This window comes from Bacillus cereus group sp. MYBK139-1 (genome assembly GCF_051916915.1).
Lineage (GTDB): Bacteria > Bacillota > Bacilli > Bacillales > Bacillaceae_G > Bacillus_A > Bacillus_A pacificus.
The window spans coordinates 108866-124966 of record NZ_JBQAHO010000008.1; the positions used below are offsets into that span (position 1 = coordinate 108866).

The window sequence follows — 16101 nt, forward strand, 5'->3', positions numbered from 1 at the left end:
ATATCTCCTCCTATATCTCATGCTTGATTGAAACTATATTCTCTAACACATACTTATGCTTTCTAAGCTCATCAATCTGCTCTTGGAAATGCTTTTCTAAAGATTCATTTACTTCCCCTGCTGAATCGTTAATATTTTGAAAGATAATATGTAATTCCTCTATTTTCTTGCTCATCACACGAATGCTTGCTTCCATAGATTCGAAAATATCACAATGAATACCATAAGGGACATACATCAGATATCCATTTGTTAGCTTTTCTTGAATCTCAAGCCCTCCAAATTCATGGCTAATCATATCTGCAATGCCAACTTCGGGTCTTCTTTTTGAATCGTGGCTATTGTGCATTTTCTGTTCCATCCTCATCTTTCCAGATAGACATGCTAAAGTTTCTATGCCCAGAGAAATTCTTAAAACCATCTGATGCTCTACCATCTATTTCATTTATGTTTTTGATAGTAATTTGATATATAGCAGTCATATAATGATTTGGGTCTTTACCTCTTTCAAATAAGTCTAGTGTCACCTCTCCATTTTGCTCCAAAAGCTTCTTAACCTGTGGCTTAGTTATTTTTACCTGCATGACAATCCCTCCTACACTAATTCTAAATATTTTTTATGAATTCTAAACTCAATACCATCGTGGATATCTACCACATCCACAACATCGCTGTACTCTCCACCTGTTACAATTACCTCGCTTATATGAGGCAGGAATGACATGTGCGGTAAGTCTCTTTGCGCCTCTGATTTAATCTTGAATTTTATAAACATTTCCCCAATCTCCTAACTAATAAAAGTCCGATATTATTAATTACTTGTATCCAATCTTATACTCGTATCCTTTTTTGGGATTATAAACTCTGACAGTCCCACCCCATAACACATGAATTCTATTAAATGTCATATAAGCATGCATTCCTTTTGTTACATAACGTAGCTTCCAACATTCTTCCAATTCAATTTTACGAGGCTTGAATAAAAATTTATGATACCATTTAGGATTCTTTAATTCTGCGTACACATACATGTTGCTTGAGATTGTAGCCTCTCCTAGCTCTAATATTACATTGCCGTGCATGTCTGTGACGATACCATCTCCATCTTCATACAGCCAGTTTTCTTTTGGGATACTTATCATGGTTAATCCACCTAATTCTCAATATTATTAATTATTTCTACCACATTTCTCGCCTTTAATAAGTCCTAACCTTGACGAGATTTTAAATACCTCTACTTCATTTTCAGTAAGCTTGCGCCCTAATCTTTCTTCAACTTGTTTTAATATTTCTTTTTGGAGAGCCAACCCTTTGAATATATCCATAGAGTTACTCTCCCTCTCTCAGTGAGATTGTTGCCTTGCCGTAATACATACATCCACTGACCTCGTATCTCTCTGTATTCGTCCAGTAATCAGCTTGCCATCCATTTGTATCTAATTCTCCAAATGTGCCTAGAATCGACTGTAGGACGCTTGGATAGACTCCCTCAAGCTCAATACTCTTAACTTCCCTATTGTCTAGCTTTTTTAATTCTGATTCAATATAAGATTTAATTGCACTCTCCATATTCTCTCAATGCCCTCCTGTAGCTAAAAGAGTTTTGCTTTTTCTCATTCTCAAAATCTTTCATCTGAACTTGCGTTTGTTGCCAAGAGAGCATAATAATATCTATACCCTCTAGCTCCAACCATTTCTTGAATATCTCCCAATCCATGGCTTACACAATCTCTACACGGTTCATGCTGACTTCATACACCTTATTGTCCTTGTCTCTCACGTACAAAGTGCTACTCAATAAGTTTACCTGCACAACAAGACCAATCTTAGAACCATCTTCTGTCTCCATTCTTACCGTTGTTTTAAATGCTTCAAATTTCTTTTGCCCTTTATTCTCTTCTAAGTGTTCGAAGTAAGCATCTATATCATCAATGCCTGTATCATCATCTGACCAAGAAATCCATTCGCCTTCTTCTTCGCAATACTCTTCAACGACTGTAGCATTTGCATAGTCGCCTTTGATTCTGTTGTCATATTGGAACAAGTCATAGTTTGCTAACGTATCACTAATTAACTTCGCCTCTTCTAAGCTTTTAACCTCTACGTGGAATGGCTTGCATGGAACTTGTGGAAAATGTGCTACTCGTAATTTTTTAATCATGGTCATTATCCTCCAAATTATATTTAATTATCTTGAGAAGCAACCCATTTTCGAGTCACTTCTTTTTCTTTTTTCTCTTTGCCTTTTAACAATTCAATAAGCGCTGTTCTTTCAACTGGGACTAAAGCCTTCCCATTTCTAAGCTTGGATATGATGGTCTTTCTCATTTGGTCATTCATGAGTCAACCCTCCAACTAGTAGCATCCACTATTTCGCTTTTGTGGAAGTCTAGCTCATAATCACTTATTTCCTTCTTAGTCAACTCTCGTTCATATATTATTGCTCCAAACTTCCCAATACTACTATCTTGCCAAGCGAAATCTTTTGGCTGACATCCAAGGCTAAAACCTCGAAGTCGATATGTATACCAGTAAAGCATCTTTTTGCCACTTTCAATACTTTCTTTTATTCCCAAGATGTTATCCAGTGCCGTCAGCTTAACTTTGATTTCATCGATTCTTTTAAGATTCTTATGAATCATATCTGTTGAAACCTCTGTGTGATTCTCTCCATTTCCATACACTAACTTGCATTGAACTGCTGATGCCGAAGCTAGTAACTCGCTTACAGCCTTCGTTAATTCAGTCTGTAATTCTTTCTTGTTGTTTTCTGCACATGCCATAAGTGTATCATATTTTGTGTTTGCCATTTAACTCATCCCCTGTATAATTTGATTACTGTCTACATGAGTTAGTTTATCACTAACACAGTAGACAGTCAATAAAAAGTTTTAGACGATTTTCTCGCCTAAGAACTTAATATCTACCTTGCATCCACTGCACTGGTATCCTGCTCCATTGCGTGGATATCTTTTCTTCTTTCTCCAAACACGATTGCATCTTGGACATCCATACTCTACTACCTTGCCTCTATATTTTACTGTCCCAGTACTATGAGAACCATGTTTTTTTAGCTCTGCCTCAAAAACATCATCGCCATCATTAAAAGGTTTTCCAAGAGTAAACAGCGCATAGTGTATACACTCATGTAAAAGCGTTTCTCTAATCGTTTCCCAGTCTTGGTGTGTAATATAATTTTTCCCAATCTCAATCTTGATTGGTTGTTGTGTAAATTGGTTATATACAAACTGACCATATCTTCTTTTTAATCGACCATTAACTAACACTGGAATATTTAACTCGATACCATAAGCATCTAAAAGAAAACTCTTAGCTTCACTAGTTAATTTTCGTTGCATTGCATTCCAGTCTTGAATATTCATGTATGTATCTCTCCCTCAATTGTTTAGTGTTCTCGTGAGTCATTGAGCAACTCACAAGAACCATTCTAGCATTGAGCAATTTCATTGTCAATACTTTTGTTTTATATTACAGGTCTTCAATTCGCTTTACAACGACTTCTCCATTCATCTCATCACAGTACTTATCAAAGTCTTCCTTCGTCTTGCCAACGCCATACATCATTTCCTCATACGCCATACGAGACATCCATGGTGCTTTAAACCCCTTGTCTACTGATTGAATTTCTTTTGCCAGTTCTCTGCCTGTCATAGTTGCCATAATAATTCCTCCTACTTAATCTAGACTATCCCAGTCAACTTCTTCTGAATCCTGCCACGAATACCATCCACGAGCAAACTTTGCACCTAATGGACTTGTATACATACCTTTTAAAGCAAGCCATCTGCCTGTTGAGTAGTGGAATTTATCATTCATGAGATAAGTACCCTCTAGGAAGTAATCAAGCTTCTCGTGGTTAATAAGAGCCTCTCTTACCGCCATCCCCAATTCGCCTGTATACTCATCATCCAATTTCTTTTTAAGAAACTCTGATACTTCGTTAATGTTGATGAATTTATCTTTTGTTTTATTGATTAAATTATTGATTACATAATCTGCAAGTTGCTTTCCTACAGATTCTACTTCTACTGTCGTCATGCTATCTCAACTCCCTAATAATGTCACGGAAAACTCTACCACGAATATTTGATTATGTCAATACTTTTGTTCTTACTACTCAGCAATCACAACTTAGCTGAGTAGTAGCTAGACCTCTTAGTAGTAATTTCTTTTCTCATCGTCTCATCATTGTAGATAACATATCCATCGTCTAATTGGTCTTTGCTTGGCGTGTCGTAGAAGAATCTAACCTTATACTTGCCATTAGCCTTCTTAACCTCATAGCACATTGTTACGGCGTTCTCAAGGTGTTCTCCGAGCATTGTAAACGTGTAATAGGCAATTTTCTTTTTCTCATCGACTTTCGCCTTGGTGAATCCTAATTTCTTAATCCATCTTATTAGATGAGCAATGATAAATTCATCTGAGCGAACCTCTAGCCCCGCCACAATCCCAAACGCTTGATTTATAAGAACATCGAACCCTTTCTTCCCAATTGTTTTAGGGATACAGTCATGCTCTTTTATGAATTGAGCCTTACGACCTAAGAATCCATTCATGCTTTCTGCATTCTTCCAATCATTAAAGTTATCGATAAAACAAGCAAACTCATCTACCCCACCTAAAATTTCTTTTATGTACTTTTCTTTATCATCATCATTGTTGAATTTGACAGCATCTTTAATCTCTAAGTTAGGAGTATATTCTTCGAACGACTCTAGCATCTTAGCCTTATGTTCTACTGGTAAATCAATTGTCAGCAAGTGAATTGGATTGAAACATTGCCCTCTCATCACTGATGTATATTCGCCCTGCTTGTATTTATACATGAAGTACAGACTCGACTCCCATTCGCTAATTTTCATTTCCCCTACTTTCAATTCATCAGTTACCCTGCTTTTCATTTTAAAATCATCTCCCTCATAAGTTTCTGTATTCATTGTACACTGTATTACTAACACAGTCAACAACTTTTTTATTATCCACCTTGGAAGCTTGTCCAAGGTGGATTGATTTATATATTAAGCTTTTTGCTTTTCAGTTTCTTTTAATAGTGCTTGTAGTTTAGACCCAGTTTCTTTAACCTCTGTAGCCTCTTCTTTTGCCTCCACAGCTTCTACAGTCTCTGTAGTTCCTGCGACCTCTTCTTTTGCTTCTTCAACGCTATCAGCGCCGTGAACATTCTCAAAGTAGTAAGTTAGATGCTTCTGCATTTCTGTGATACGCCCAAGAGTTTTCTCTTTCTTAACGCTTCCTGCGCCACCAAATTCTTTGTAATCAGTTTCAATGTATTCTTCATCTTTTTTATGCTTAGACTTGATTGACTTCTTGAACTCATCTCTCCATTTTGCGAAGTGCATTGGATGAACTTCCATTTCAATTGCTTTCAATGCAGTCAGCATAGTCATTGGGAAGTGAACCTTTTTAAGCAACACAGATTCTTTATCTTCAAATGCTAAGTTTAAGTAGTCCATAGCTTTTACAACCTCAGCAACTACTGAATCTTTGCTATTGTCTCCCTTGAATGTTTGAGAGTACTCAAATACTTCGTTTGATGAGATGCTTTTCCACTTATAATCAGTATCAATTAACATCATAGTTTGTAAAACTGCTGTTTCATGGTCAGCTTTTCTCATTTGTAAAGCAGTGAATGAAGCTTTATTTTTCATTAAATCATGGTTTACTAAGTCTTGAATTTTTGTTGCCCATTCTGTACCCATTTTAGCTTTAGCTTTTTGTTGCTTAGATAGTGGAGTACCATTGTTTAAGCGGAAGAATAAGTCTTCAATTTCTTCATCTGTAATTTCATCCAGTTTGTAGATTTGTAGCGAGAAGCTTAGGATAGCATCTTTTACTTCTTCATCTAATTCTGCAAAAGTTTTGCCTGCGATTTGATATACTTCATCATCAATTTTTACGCTTGGAGTATCTTCATGTAGGAAATATTCTCCGTTGATGAATCCTCCGATATTCGTTAAACGTTGCTTACCATCTAGGATGTAGTAAACATTTACAGGTTTCTTGCCCTCTTCTAATTCCTTCGGCTCAACGATTGAGTACAATGCAGGTACTGGGAAATCTGCTGATAAAGAATGAATTAATAATGATTTTTGCATTAAGTCCCATTGTTCGCCTTCACGTTGGATTGGATAATCGAATGAGATTGTTCCTTTGCCCACCATTTTCACAAATTGCTTTACAGTCCAGTTAATTGATAATTTTTTCATAAGTCGCCAAACTCCTTTTTATCTTTGATTTATTTGATAATTATTACATTTTTAATGTTACACTATGTTATTAACACAGTCAATACGTTTTTTAATTTATTTTAATAATTTTGCTTAATGAACTAATTTAATTGATTTTCTTAAGGGTGAAAATCTCACCTTCATCGTTTACAGTTGCTTGAATGACATCTCCAATTTCTACTCTATCGCTTGTTACTGCGTAAGGTAATCCATCTTCGCCAGTACCACTTGCCCATTCACCATCATCATCAGTAATTGTTATTACCATGGGTATAATTCCGTTTTCCTTATCTTTTTCTTGCTGTGTTTTATGAACCGTACTCATCTCAGCACATTCGCTTTGGTGATTATATATGATATACACGCTCTCCCCTATTGTCATGATAGCAAGAACTGAGAATATCACCGCCAATATCACTGCACTTTTTTTCATTTAAAACGCCTCCTATTTAATTGTTATCTTGTAAATTACTATACTACTAACTCAGTAGATTGTCAAATAAAAATTACTTAGAATATAATTTTCCTGTAGTTTGCATTCCATCACGATATTCCTCAAGTAAAGCCTCATTCTTTTCTATGACCCTGTCTAACTCTTTGCCACCTGTTATATAGTCTTCAATTACCTTACCATCTTCTACAACTACTGTAACAACTTGCATAGGTATGTAACCTTCTTTTGTTTCTAACTTAACATCCTCACCCCATCCTCCGTCGAGATGCTTTATATGAGATTCTCCATTCAGATTCATTTCAATTACTGCATGAAATACTTTACGCTCACCATTACTTGCCTGCGAGCCTGTAATCTTAAATACTTGAGAAACTGCTACGATACCAATTACTAATGCAAGTGCCACCTTTACCCATGGTCTTAATCTCATATAAAACATCTCCCTTGTCATTTAATTAACTTCTTAATCAGTGTACTACTAACACAGTAGAATGTCAACGAATAATTTCTACAGCATTTTAATTGTTTCTAAGTGTGCATCAAAGCTTCTTTCCTTCTTGATTACTACAGTATCGTTTTGGATTACCACATGTAACTCAACCTTACCAACTTGAACATGCTCAACGACTACCATATATCTTTTTAAGCCCTTTGTAGGCTCATTCTTGAATGCGAAGCCATATCCAGTAATCTTTCCTAAAGTTACGCCCATTTCTAACCAGTTAATTAATTTGTTCATTTTAAAACATCTCCTTTTAATTTATAAATTAGTACATTACTAACACAGTTAAGTGTCAAATAAAAAAATTACTTTCTTTTGTTACAAGGTCTACCGCAGATTTGACATCTGTCTGAGAAGTAGTCAACCTTATGCTTCCCACGAATCCTACAGATAAGTCTTAATAGCCACATGCTCATCCCCACCCCTGCTATCAATTTACTCATTCAGTGTATCATCAATACAGTAATATGTCAAACAAAATTATTAATGAAATTTAGATTTTATTAAATTGAACCCTGTTTAATCCATGACACATCCCATCTTGTTTGCCATCTTACTACAAACAATCTAAACCATGAGATACCTTCTTCATTTATTAATTCAAAACCATTCCAGTTACACTTGCACCAATAACCATTTTCATTCTTCCCATATATCCCAATTACCATATTAATTCCTCCTTAAAGATGAAGTTTAAATTTTATAATTCAACGTTTAAGCCCTTCTCAGTGAGTTTTACAGCAGTCTCTTTATATCGATAAGTTCTGCGCCTTCTCCCTCTTCCAAAGCTTTTCGTATACGTTACCTTTGTAAATTCTAGCATCTTGTATTGCTCGAATATCTTCCAACATCTGAATACATATTTCTTAATTGCTTGCATCGTATCCTCTGAAAGATATTCTCTTTCCTTCTCTTTAAAGATTTCACTTTGCTCAGCAATTTTCTTTTTCTCATCGCCAGTTAAAACTAGCTTTGCTACCTTTGTACCAACAGCCATACATACGAAATCATATCTAGCACAGCTATGTTCTTTCTGCTCACACATCCATTGCGTTGTCGCCCAAATACCTTTCATATCAATCAAGTCTTCAATATCTGCTCTTGATACTTCAACGCTTCGCAGTGAGTCATCATCATAATAATTTCTTTTGTAATCAAGCCTAGATTTTACTTCGTGCTTGATATTCATTTTAAAATCATCTCCTATATATTGTAATACTGACGACTGCCATCATCAGACAGGAGGCATCACCCTCCCATGACAGAGAATTTCTTCTCTGTTTCGGCTAGTTCCATTTATTTTCATTGTAAGTTAAATACCATTTTTCATTATCGCCTTCGCCTTCTACCTCGGCACTCAAATACTCATACCATATCTTGTTCAACTTAATATTTGATTCAACAATATCTCTAAAGTTCACATAGTCTATACCATCGCCAAGCAGTGTTCTTCCGTTCATTTTCGCTCTACCTATTGCATTAATCGCTAATTCTTCTGTCATGATATATCCTCCTTAATCTTCAAATTTAATCTCATGAATTTTATAATCTTCAATCTTAATAACCTTATATCCTGATTCTTCTAATCGTTCTCCTAATGATTCACTAAGTGGGTAAACTGTTAATATGTCAGACTGTACATCATCAGTGAAATTTTTTGCCTCAACAAATCCTTGAATATCATTTTCATCGGGATTTATATAATCATACCCTGCAACCAAATCTAAATCATAAGTAAATCCTAATTCACTGCTTTGAAGCTCTCTGTATCTTGAAATCTTGTAAATCATTTTATCCTCGTTAATTACGTGTACTGCAGTTCTTAATTCAATCATTTTAAAACATCTCCTTCATATTCAATTAATTAATTCTTAATCAGTGTATTACTAATACATTATAATGTCAATACTTTTCTTTAATAAAATTTCATAACCAAATAAATTACTTCATTTCTTACGCCTATTCATATTTAATTTGCTGTTTAAAGGCGCTAGAAGGCTCTCTAACGCCTTTAACCTTCTATTCGCTTATAATATGCTTCTGCACTAATACTTCTCGTTCTAGGTTAAATCTAGCCATGCATTCCTCTAGTATCCACTTACATTCTTTTGCTGTTTGTTGTGTTAATCCATTTCTACTATTCTGCTCATTAGTAGAACGAACTATACTCCAATGAAATGCTGAAAATAATTCTGTATCACCCATTAATTTAATATCTGCTTTTCTAAGTTTCATTTTCATTTCTCCTTACTTAATTTCATTTACTAATGTTCTGTAGTGGAAGCACTGGATGTTCCAACCACCTGCTCCAATCGTTTCTACCTTTGCATTAGCCTTCTCACCAGTTATTATACCATTTAAATTTCCTACTTCACTTATTCTTAATCCCTCAGCATCTACAATAGAGCCTGCAATAGCATTAATTCTATTAATTAAGTCTATCATCTTAGATTTCTTTTCCTGCTCAAGTGCGTTTTCTAGCCACGCTAAACGCTTTTCTCTGTCATATATACTAGCCATATATAAAACTGTTCCACCTGCAAAAGAATTTAATTTAGATTGAATACTTTTCCAGTCCAGTTCACGTTCTTCTAAAAATGCACTCATAATACTTCTTGGGTAAACATTCACAAGATTATGGTCGCTTAAATCTTTTACTTCCCCATTCTCATCTAAATAATCTTTATACGCATCCTTATATGTTTTAATACACTCGATTCTCGCCTCTCGTTCTTTCTTATGTAATTCTTCTTTTAATTCAAGGTAATCATTATATCTTTTAATATGCCACTCATACGCCTTCTGTTTCCATTGCTCTAGAAATTCTTTTATAACTTGTGGGACATCATCGCCTTCAAGAAATCTATTCTTTTCAATTTCTAAATTTAACTTTTCTTTCCAATTGCTCAATACATGCTCAGCTTCCCCTAATTTCTTTGTAGCGCCTTTAATATCCTCTAACTTTCTTACTACTTCATAAATTGTCCAAGAGTGGTCTGTAGTTCTGTAAGGTTCTCTTAGCTCATCAACTTCTTCTTTGCTCTTACCAGTTAAATCTAAACCTACTTCTTTAATTACTTTTTGAACTTTCTTATCAAGAGCCTTCTTGTGACGCTCAATAGTATTCTTGCACTTCTCAACCTTTACCTCAGCTTTTTCTACAGATACTTTTAAAGAATCAACTTTTGACATTTTAATCTCTCCAATTCATAATTTAATTAACTTATTAATTACTATATTACCTATACAGTAAATAGTCAAGAAGAACTTCCATTTCCCTTACATTGTTTTTCAGAAAAAAATAATAATTCTTTTGCCCACAAAAATTTCGCTTATTAAGATAATCTGATTATCGATTCTTGTTTATTGATTGTTGCTGATTGATTCTGCCAGCTTATTCTAGCTTTTAGCATATAGCTTGCAAAAAATTTTTTTCGCCCTTTTAAGGTTTAGGCTTCGATAATGCCGTGGAAACTTTGACATAGCTTTTTGAGAATCATTTCTTTCGTTGGTTGATAGTATTGCTTAGATGTCAAAGGTACTTTGCAAGAATCATAGTGTCTTGAACCTTCTTCAACGCTGATACTTAATTCATATTTGTCTTTAATTATATCCCATGTTTTCACTAAGAATACCCTATAATTCTTATCAAATTCCATTTCTTCGCCTTTGAATACATCGACCTTAACCATAGTCATATCACCTGCGAATGGCATCCATTCAAGCGCTAATACATCATTATTCTCCATTGTTGCAAATACTTCTCCATTGTCGCCTTTATTGTACTTTTTAATTTTCATTTCTCTGCACTCCAGTATTTTGATTTTGGTTTAGCTCATCAGTATGAGGATTACCAATCTATCACAGACACGAGCAAAAATTTTTTTCGCCCGTGTTTCGCCAGTTATTACTCGTATATAGGTCTTTCTCGTGTTTCATTTTCTGCAGGTCTACGTTCAATATATGCCTGTACATCTGCACCGCCTAGTACAGAAGTAATATCTCCATGCTTAACGCCTTCATACTCTTTCAGTAAATCACTTTTAATCTCATCAGAAAATTTATTTTTGCATGGAATTGTTTCTAGACATGTATATCTATCGTAATACCATCCACCTTCCTCATGACCACCAAATTCTCTAGTAACCTTATAGACACTAACATATACCTTCATATCCTCAGGCGCTTCTACAAACCCATGGTCACAAACCTTACACTGCCTAGTCCATCCCTTACCCTCTACATATTCTTCATTTCCAAATCCATCACACGCAGTACATTGCATTGTTAACATTTTAATCTCTCCCATCATTTTTTTATAAGAATTCTTTATGCAAGCTGATAATGTTTTTTATATACAATCTTATCAAACGCTTCATACCACTCATAAAAATCTTTACTAACTGCTCCACGCTTAGAACGTTTCCATCCTAATTCTATTTTGTCGTAATCAATACCATGGTAACTAGCAAATAGAACTTTCAAATCATTTCCTACCTTGCGATAATATACTTCATTTCCCTTATCATCACTGGCTACAACTCTGTCATTGTCATATTTAATTTCAACAATCATTTAACTAACCTCCTAATAAAAGAATTATATTATTAACCTAATCTATTTAACTTGTACATACTACCTACATAGTGTCCTTGGTCAGCTCCACCTACAAAGCTGTATCTCACTTCGTTTTTCTCAGCCTCTGAAATTTCTTTTGCAACTGTATAAGCATTCTCTTTCATCTGCTTGTATGTTTCGCCATATACATCCATCAATTGCATTGGTGTATCTTTCCACTCTAATCCATCTGTGTATAATTTTACTTCAATCTGTCCTTTAACCATTTCATCGCTCATCTTGTCACTCTCCATCATTTGAATATTGGTAGGCGAAAAATTTTTTTCTCGCCTATTAGCTTCATGTCCTGTATCTATGTATTGTTTCGCAAATATTACAATTTCTTTTTCGACTTCATTAGTAAATCTAATCTCTGTACGATGCTCGGTTGTTTCACAGTCATATATCCATACAAAAGATTTACCATCTTCATAAATCCTTACACTTAAGTCATAATTAGTCAACTGATGTTTTTTCTCATCCTCAACTGACAATTCACAATTCAAAGCAACTTCTATGCAATCACCAAGACTATGCTTGAATATAAATTCCAATTCCTCTACTACCTCAATCATATCCACGTCTATAGGCTCTCCTGTGCGTTTATTTATTTTTTCAGCCCATTTGTATTCACTAGCCTTTAAAGCCTGCACACAGCGCTCGATATCGCCGTTAGACATGCATTTAATTTCTTTTCCTGCTACTACATCCTCATGAGCATTTTCTAACGTTACAAGAAATCTTTTGTCGTCTGTCATTCTAATTGCATTGTTTATTTTTTTGTCCTCGACTACCACAGAAATAAAGTCAACGTTGTTATTGTATTCAGCTTGTAAGTTATTCATTTTAATCTCTCCAATTCATTAGTTAGTTGTTAGTTATTTTTTTTTCGCACAAAGCAGAGCCTTAACTCTGCCTAGTTAATTTTTTTCTCGCCGTATACTCTATTAACCTCAACCATGTCATCGTGGTAGCCACTTGAACCATACTTAACTTCAACAATATCTCCTTCTCTAAATCCTTTGTTCTCAAGAATTACTTTTTCCTTGTCGTTCTTCGCTCCCTCGGCATTAATTAATCCTGCGTTGGTAGTCTCTGTAATTCGATATTGTCGAACGCTATTGATGTAAGAATCATCTTTCTCTTTTAATTCATCCTGCTTATTCTTGTTGCTGATATTTTTTTCTTCTGCCTTCGCTACTTGTTTCATTTGCTCAGCTTTCGCTTCCTCACGCTTCACTGGCTTCTCCTGCTTAGCTACTGACTTGTTTTCCATCGGCTTAGCTTCCACAGGCGTAGATTTTTTTTCTTGCGCCTGTTTAACTGGTTGCTCTTTCTTCTCTTCTTTCTTTTCTTCCTTAGTTACTTCTTTCTTTTCCTCTTGCTTTGGTTGTTCTTCTTTCTTAGGCTCTTCTTTAACTACTTTCTTTTCTCCATTCTTCTCAGCTTCTAATGCGAAGCCTTTCATATAGTCTTCAATGATGTCATTAAATCTTTTATGTAACCATTCTAATTCCATGCCTTGAGTTTTTTCTTGCTTTAATACTCTACCAAGTCCATTCATTTCAACTGATATGATGTCACCTTGTTTGTAATTTTTATTTTCCAAGTGGATATAACTAAAGATGCTATCATTATCATCAATTGGGTAAGCCTTCGCCTCTCCACCTAACGTACTTTCAACAATCACATGATATTTCACAAGTTGCTTCTGTGCATCTGCCACAATTTTTTTATTTTCTTTTTCTAGTTGTTCATACTTTTGTTCAACGTCAGATAATTTTTTATCTGCGTGTGATTCCTTCATAAAGATTCCTACAATAACAGCCATTGCTAAGATTGCTAACAATATTTTCCCATATTTTTTCATTTCAAAATCTCTCCATTCATTTATTTATGTACTAACAATACACCGTGTTAGTAATACAGTCAAGAATTTTTTTTGCAGGTTCAACCTCTGCAGACCATCGGAGCGTTGCTCCTAGGTTTCGGCTCGTGGTTAGTAAGCCTCATCAGTGCAGTTACGCCATCGGAACGATTGCACTATAAGCAAGGTTGCTGTGAAACTCTACGCTTATCTCGTAATATTTTTTCCCATCCTTTTCTTTCACTTGAACCCAACATGAAGGTTTTAGCCATCCAAAGTATTGCAACAATGACTCCTTACTTTTCTCACCTCGACCAAAATTATCTACGCTATCTCGAACGTAGTCGTCAGTCATATGGTATTCACAAATTATTTTTTCAAACTCGCCACGTTCAACAGCTCGCTTTACTACATCGAATCGAAGCGTTGCCACGCCTCGATTTTTTTCTTGCACCTTTGCTAATGCATTTGTGATTGACTTGATAATTTTTTTCATGTTTAATCTCTCCATCCATAATTTTTTTTGTGTGAAAAATTTTTTTCTAGCAATTTTCTACGCCGTTGTATTTAGCCTTGTAGCCTGCATTTACGAAGCTTGTTGCGTGTCGCTTTCCTAGTCCCTCTGCCTTGCCTAAAGTTTCTGTCTCGCCTGTTATGTAGTCTTGAAACTCCTCATTGTGCCATCTATCGTAAAGGTACACGTTTACACATACTTGATGCATTTCATTTTCTTCGTCAGCTTCGAGAACTGTCACGCTGATTTTGTTCACGCTCCATCCCTTATTTTTCTTCATTGCTTTCAATTCTTTTTTCACGTCTGCTAATGTTTTCATTTTCATTCACTCTCCAGTAAAAAATTTTTTTTCAGCTTACAAACTTGCCAATCAGTTCGACCATGTCAATGATATCATCGCCATGGTCAAACATGAATTTGAAAAATTGTTTTCTTGCTTCCATTCTTCGCTTTAATCTGCTGTTCATTTCGCTTGCTCATCGTAGAAATCTTTTTTCACCCATGAACCATCCTCAGCCTGTACATATCCCTCCTTGTTTCTGTTCTCATCTTCCAAGTCGTTAGCCTTGAAAGCTTCGTAGTCAAAATATTCTTCGTATGATTCGATAACATCCCCGAATCTGTCGTATAGTGTGCTTAGCTCCTCATCTAGCGTGTACTTATCGCTCACAATTTCTCCAAGTCCATCCATCGTTACTGTTACAATCTCGCCTTGCTCATAACTTTTTCCCTCTACCAAGATGTAACCCTCGATTGCATCGTTGTCGTCAATTGGTAGTGTGTACGCTAATCCATCTTCCACGTAGTCTACAATTGTATGTACCACTGTAATATTTTTCTTCGCTTGTTCCTTGTAATTATTTTCCGCTTCTACTTGATGCGTGGGACTTGCAAACATTCCCACGCTCATTGCCATAATCATAACCGTCATTAGTACCTTCATAAACTTTTTCATTTTCCATTACCTGCCTTCATAATTTTTTATTTTGTCAATACTTTTGCTTAATGAATTTCGATTGCAACATTTTTTTCTGCGAAGTAACAAACCTTGCATTCCCCACAGTGTCTTTCTTTTTCAGTGTTTGCAAATACTTCTGAAGATGGACAAGCGAAGTAACCTTCACGCTCAATTGTACCTTTGTCCATTGCCGTGAATTTTGTAAGTCCTAACTCACTAGCCTTTTCAATTTCTTCCTGCTTTGTGTCTTCCCACTCACTAAACTTGATAGTCATGTTCAATGCTTTGTAGCCTGCTTTATTTTTCACAGCTTCTTTCACAAAGTCAACTGATTTCGTGTACGCCATGAACACAATCTTTCTATTCCCTTTGAAGTGGTTTGCAATTTCTGCCCACGCTTTGAAGTATGCCACGCTGTAAAAGTCCCCACTCTCATGGATACGAAACATGATTGTTTTGTTTGTGCTTGCTAAATCAGCTTCGATTTGCTCAATCATAGCTTCGACAAACCATTTTGCAGTTGTTGCCTTGACTGAAATTTTGCGTCTTGCCTTCACTGTTGGGTAAATTCTTTCAGCCTTCAAAGCGTAACAATTCTTCTCACACTGTTCCGTGCGGAATGGACAAGTCAGTACAGCAGGGATATTCCATTGACGGAACGTTACTGTCTCGGTGTCTTGCAACTTCATGTTGCCTTGTGAGTAGCGTACCGCAATCAGCTCAGCAGGGATTGCAAGCGTTTTGCGGAAACCATTTTCCTTTTTCCAGTTGTTAGCCTCAACATCGTTGCGGAACATTTTCGGTAATACTGTTACGTTGTCCATGTGGAACTTGCCAATCTCAGTTTTGTTTCCTTTGATAGCGTAGCGAACATAAACGTTGCAACCTTTAACTTCTTCAATTCTGCCTACCTTTTGTAA

General features: G+C 35.6%; 32 protein-coding genes and 1 other RNA gene. All 33 read right to left on the reverse strand.

Annotation, left to right across the window (positions count from 1 at the left end):
- Nucleotides 1-10: 10 nt before the first annotated feature.
- Nucleotides 11-361: a hypothetical protein gene (locus ACTFRS_RS26190; protein WP_440025478.1), complete on the reverse strand. Its 351-nt coding sequence runs from the start codon at nucleotides 359-361 to the stop codon at nucleotides 11-13.
- Complete coding sequence (locus tag ACTFRS_RS26195) at nucleotides 339-584, reverse strand: hypothetical protein (protein ID WP_440025476.1); 246 nt, start codon at nucleotides 582-584, stop codon at nucleotides 339-341. The genes ACTFRS_RS26190 and ACTFRS_RS26195 overlap by 23 nt, the downstream gene beginning before the upstream one ends.
- Nucleotides 585-595: 11 nt before the next feature.
- Entirely contained in the window at nucleotides 596-775 is a 180-nt protein-coding gene (locus tag ACTFRS_RS26200; RefSeq protein WP_440025475.1) for a hypothetical protein, read from the reverse strand.
- A 40-nt stretch (nucleotides 776-815) separates the two neighbouring features.
- On the reverse strand, nucleotides 816-1142 hold the full coding sequence (locus ACTFRS_RS26205; protein WP_048558989.1) for a hypothetical protein: 327 nt from the start codon (nucleotides 1140-1142) through the stop codon (nucleotides 816-818).
- A gap of 27 nt (nucleotides 1143-1169) precedes the next feature.
- On the reverse strand, nucleotides 1170-1325 hold the full coding sequence (locus ACTFRS_RS26210) for a hypothetical protein (RefSeq protein ID WP_157669204.1): 156 nt from the start codon (nucleotides 1323-1325) through the stop codon (nucleotides 1170-1172).
- Nucleotides 1326-1329: 4 nt separating this feature from the next.
- Complete coding sequence (locus tag ACTFRS_RS26215) at nucleotides 1330-1569, reverse strand: hypothetical protein (RefSeq protein WP_048558988.1); 240 nt, start codon at nucleotides 1567-1569, stop codon at nucleotides 1330-1332.
- Nucleotides 1570-1720: 151 nt separating this feature from the next.
- Nucleotides 1721-2161: a hypothetical protein gene (locus tag ACTFRS_RS26220; RefSeq protein ID WP_250670519.1), complete on the reverse strand. Its 441-nt coding sequence runs from the start codon at nucleotides 2159-2161 to the stop codon at nucleotides 1721-1723.
- A gap of 23 nt (nucleotides 2162-2184) precedes the next feature.
- Nucleotides 2185-2340 (reverse strand): hypothetical protein, encoded by a 156-nt coding sequence (locus tag ACTFRS_RS26225; protein ID WP_157669203.1) that lies wholly within the window; start codon nucleotides 2338-2340, stop codon nucleotides 2185-2187.
- The gene (locus ACTFRS_RS26230; RefSeq protein WP_048558987.1) at nucleotides 2337-2810 is read right to left on the reverse strand and encodes a hypothetical protein; all 474 of its coding nucleotides are present in this window, start codon (nucleotides 2808-2810) and stop codon (nucleotides 2337-2339) included. The genes ACTFRS_RS26225 and ACTFRS_RS26230 overlap by 4 nt, the downstream gene beginning before the upstream one ends.
- Nucleotides 2811-2891: 81 nt before the next feature.
- On the reverse strand, nucleotides 2892-3383 hold the full coding sequence (locus ACTFRS_RS26235) for a SprT-like domain-containing protein (RefSeq protein ID WP_250670526.1): 492 nt from the start codon (nucleotides 3381-3383) through the stop codon (nucleotides 2892-2894).
- A 106-nt stretch (nucleotides 3384-3489) separates the two neighbouring features.
- The gene (locus ACTFRS_RS26240) at nucleotides 3490-3681 is read right to left on the reverse strand and encodes a hypothetical protein (RefSeq protein WP_048558985.1); all 192 of its coding nucleotides are present in this window, start codon (nucleotides 3679-3681) and stop codon (nucleotides 3490-3492) included.
- A 15-nt stretch (nucleotides 3682-3696) separates the two neighbouring features.
- Nucleotides 3697-4059: a hypothetical protein gene (locus tag ACTFRS_RS26245; RefSeq protein WP_227900211.1), complete on the reverse strand. Its 363-nt coding sequence runs from the start codon at nucleotides 4057-4059 to the stop codon at nucleotides 3697-3699.
- 86 nt (nucleotides 4060-4145) lie between these two features.
- A complete protein-coding gene (locus ACTFRS_RS26250; RefSeq protein WP_440025471.1) occupies nucleotides 4146-4925 on the reverse strand; it encodes a hypothetical protein in 780 nt (259 codons plus the stop codon).
- Nucleotides 4926-5042: 117 nt separating this feature from the next.
- Complete coding sequence (locus ACTFRS_RS26255; protein WP_319611580.1) at nucleotides 5043-6248, reverse strand: DUF262 domain-containing protein; 1206 nt, start codon at nucleotides 6246-6248, stop codon at nucleotides 5043-5045.
- 127 nt (nucleotides 6249-6375) lie between these two features.
- Nucleotides 6376-6702: a hypothetical protein gene (locus tag ACTFRS_RS26260; RefSeq protein ID WP_048558981.1), complete on the reverse strand. Its 327-nt coding sequence runs from the start codon at nucleotides 6700-6702 to the stop codon at nucleotides 6376-6378.
- A gap of 73 nt (nucleotides 6703-6775) precedes the next feature.
- Nucleotides 6776-7153, reverse strand: coding sequence for a hypothetical protein (locus ACTFRS_RS26265; protein ID WP_048558980.1), 378 nt, complete (start codon nucleotides 7151-7153; stop codon nucleotides 6776-6778).
- A gap of 78 nt (nucleotides 7154-7231) precedes the next feature.
- The gene (locus ACTFRS_RS26270) at nucleotides 7232-7462 is read right to left on the reverse strand and encodes a hypothetical protein (RefSeq protein WP_440025468.1); all 231 of its coding nucleotides are present in this window, start codon (nucleotides 7460-7462) and stop codon (nucleotides 7232-7234) included.
- Nucleotides 7463-7728: 266 nt separating this feature from the next.
- Complete coding sequence (locus ACTFRS_RS26275) at nucleotides 7729-7893, reverse strand: hypothetical protein (protein ID WP_227900203.1); 165 nt, start codon at nucleotides 7891-7893, stop codon at nucleotides 7729-7731.
- 32 nt (nucleotides 7894-7925) lie between these two features.
- Nucleotides 7926-8414: a hypothetical protein gene (locus ACTFRS_RS26280; RefSeq protein ID WP_048558978.1), complete on the reverse strand. Its 489-nt coding sequence runs from the start codon at nucleotides 8412-8414 to the stop codon at nucleotides 7926-7928.
- A gap of 30 nt (nucleotides 8415-8444) precedes the next feature.
- Nucleotides 8445-8513: hammerhead ribozyme type II (locus ACTFRS_RS26285), an RNA gene on the reverse strand.
- Nucleotides 8512-8727, reverse strand: a complete 216-nt coding sequence (locus tag ACTFRS_RS26290; RefSeq protein WP_319611584.1) for a hypothetical protein — start codon at nucleotides 8725-8727, stop codon at nucleotides 8512-8514. Before ACTFRS_RS26290 ends, ACTFRS_RS26285 begins: the two co-directional genes overlap by 2 nt.
- Before the next feature lie 12 nt (nucleotides 8728-8739).
- On the reverse strand, nucleotides 8740-9060 hold the full coding sequence (locus tag ACTFRS_RS26295; RefSeq protein ID WP_440025465.1) for a hypothetical protein: 321 nt from the start codon (nucleotides 9058-9060) through the stop codon (nucleotides 8740-8742).
- Nucleotides 9061-9244: 184 nt separating this feature from the next.
- Nucleotides 9245-9460, reverse strand: a complete 216-nt coding sequence (locus ACTFRS_RS26300) for a hypothetical protein (RefSeq protein WP_440025463.1) — start codon at nucleotides 9458-9460, stop codon at nucleotides 9245-9247.
- A gap of 12 nt (nucleotides 9461-9472) precedes the next feature.
- On the reverse strand, nucleotides 9473-10417 hold the full coding sequence (locus ACTFRS_RS26305) for a hypothetical protein (RefSeq protein WP_440025461.1): 945 nt from the start codon (nucleotides 10415-10417) through the stop codon (nucleotides 9473-9475).
- Between the two features lie 257 nt (nucleotides 10418-10674).
- Nucleotides 10675-11025 carry a hypothetical protein gene (locus ACTFRS_RS26310; protein WP_440025459.1) on the reverse strand — a complete coding sequence of 117 codons (351 nt, stop codon included), beginning with the start codon at nucleotides 11023-11025 and terminating at the stop codon, nucleotides 10675-10677.
- A gap of 107 nt (nucleotides 11026-11132) precedes the next feature.
- Nucleotides 11133-11519, reverse strand: coding sequence for a hypothetical protein (locus ACTFRS_RS26315; RefSeq protein ID WP_440025457.1), 387 nt, complete (start codon nucleotides 11517-11519; stop codon nucleotides 11133-11135).
- Between the two features lie 35 nt (nucleotides 11520-11554).
- Nucleotides 11555-11800: a hypothetical protein gene (locus ACTFRS_RS26320; protein WP_440025456.1), complete on the reverse strand. Its 246-nt coding sequence runs from the start codon at nucleotides 11798-11800 to the stop codon at nucleotides 11555-11557.
- Nucleotides 11801-11832: 32 nt separating this feature from the next.
- The gene (locus ACTFRS_RS26325) at nucleotides 11833-12687 is read right to left on the reverse strand and encodes a hypothetical protein (protein WP_440025454.1); all 855 of its coding nucleotides are present in this window, start codon (nucleotides 12685-12687) and stop codon (nucleotides 11833-11835) included.
- Nucleotides 12688-12758: 71 nt separating this feature from the next.
- The gene (locus ACTFRS_RS26330; RefSeq protein ID WP_440025452.1) at nucleotides 12759-13712 is read right to left on the reverse strand and encodes a hypothetical protein; all 954 of its coding nucleotides are present in this window, start codon (nucleotides 13710-13712) and stop codon (nucleotides 12759-12761) included.
- Nucleotides 13713-13863: 151 nt separating this feature from the next.
- The gene (locus ACTFRS_RS26335) at nucleotides 13864-14205 is read right to left on the reverse strand and encodes a hypothetical protein (protein WP_440025450.1); all 342 of its coding nucleotides are present in this window, start codon (nucleotides 14203-14205) and stop codon (nucleotides 13864-13866) included.
- A gap of 46 nt (nucleotides 14206-14251) precedes the next feature.
- On the reverse strand, nucleotides 14252-14542 hold the full coding sequence (locus tag ACTFRS_RS26340) for a hypothetical protein (protein WP_157669199.1): 291 nt from the start codon (nucleotides 14540-14542) through the stop codon (nucleotides 14252-14254).
- Between the two features lie 144 nt (nucleotides 14543-14686).
- Nucleotides 14687-15178, reverse strand: a complete 492-nt coding sequence (locus ACTFRS_RS26345; protein ID WP_319616174.1) for a hypothetical protein — start codon at nucleotides 15176-15178, stop codon at nucleotides 14687-14689.
- 47 nt (nucleotides 15179-15225) lie between these two features.
- Complete coding sequence (locus tag ACTFRS_RS26350; RefSeq protein WP_440025449.1) at nucleotides 15226-16005, reverse strand: GP88 family protein; 780 nt, start codon at nucleotides 16003-16005, stop codon at nucleotides 15226-15228.
- Nucleotides 16006-16101: the final 96 nt, after the last annotated feature.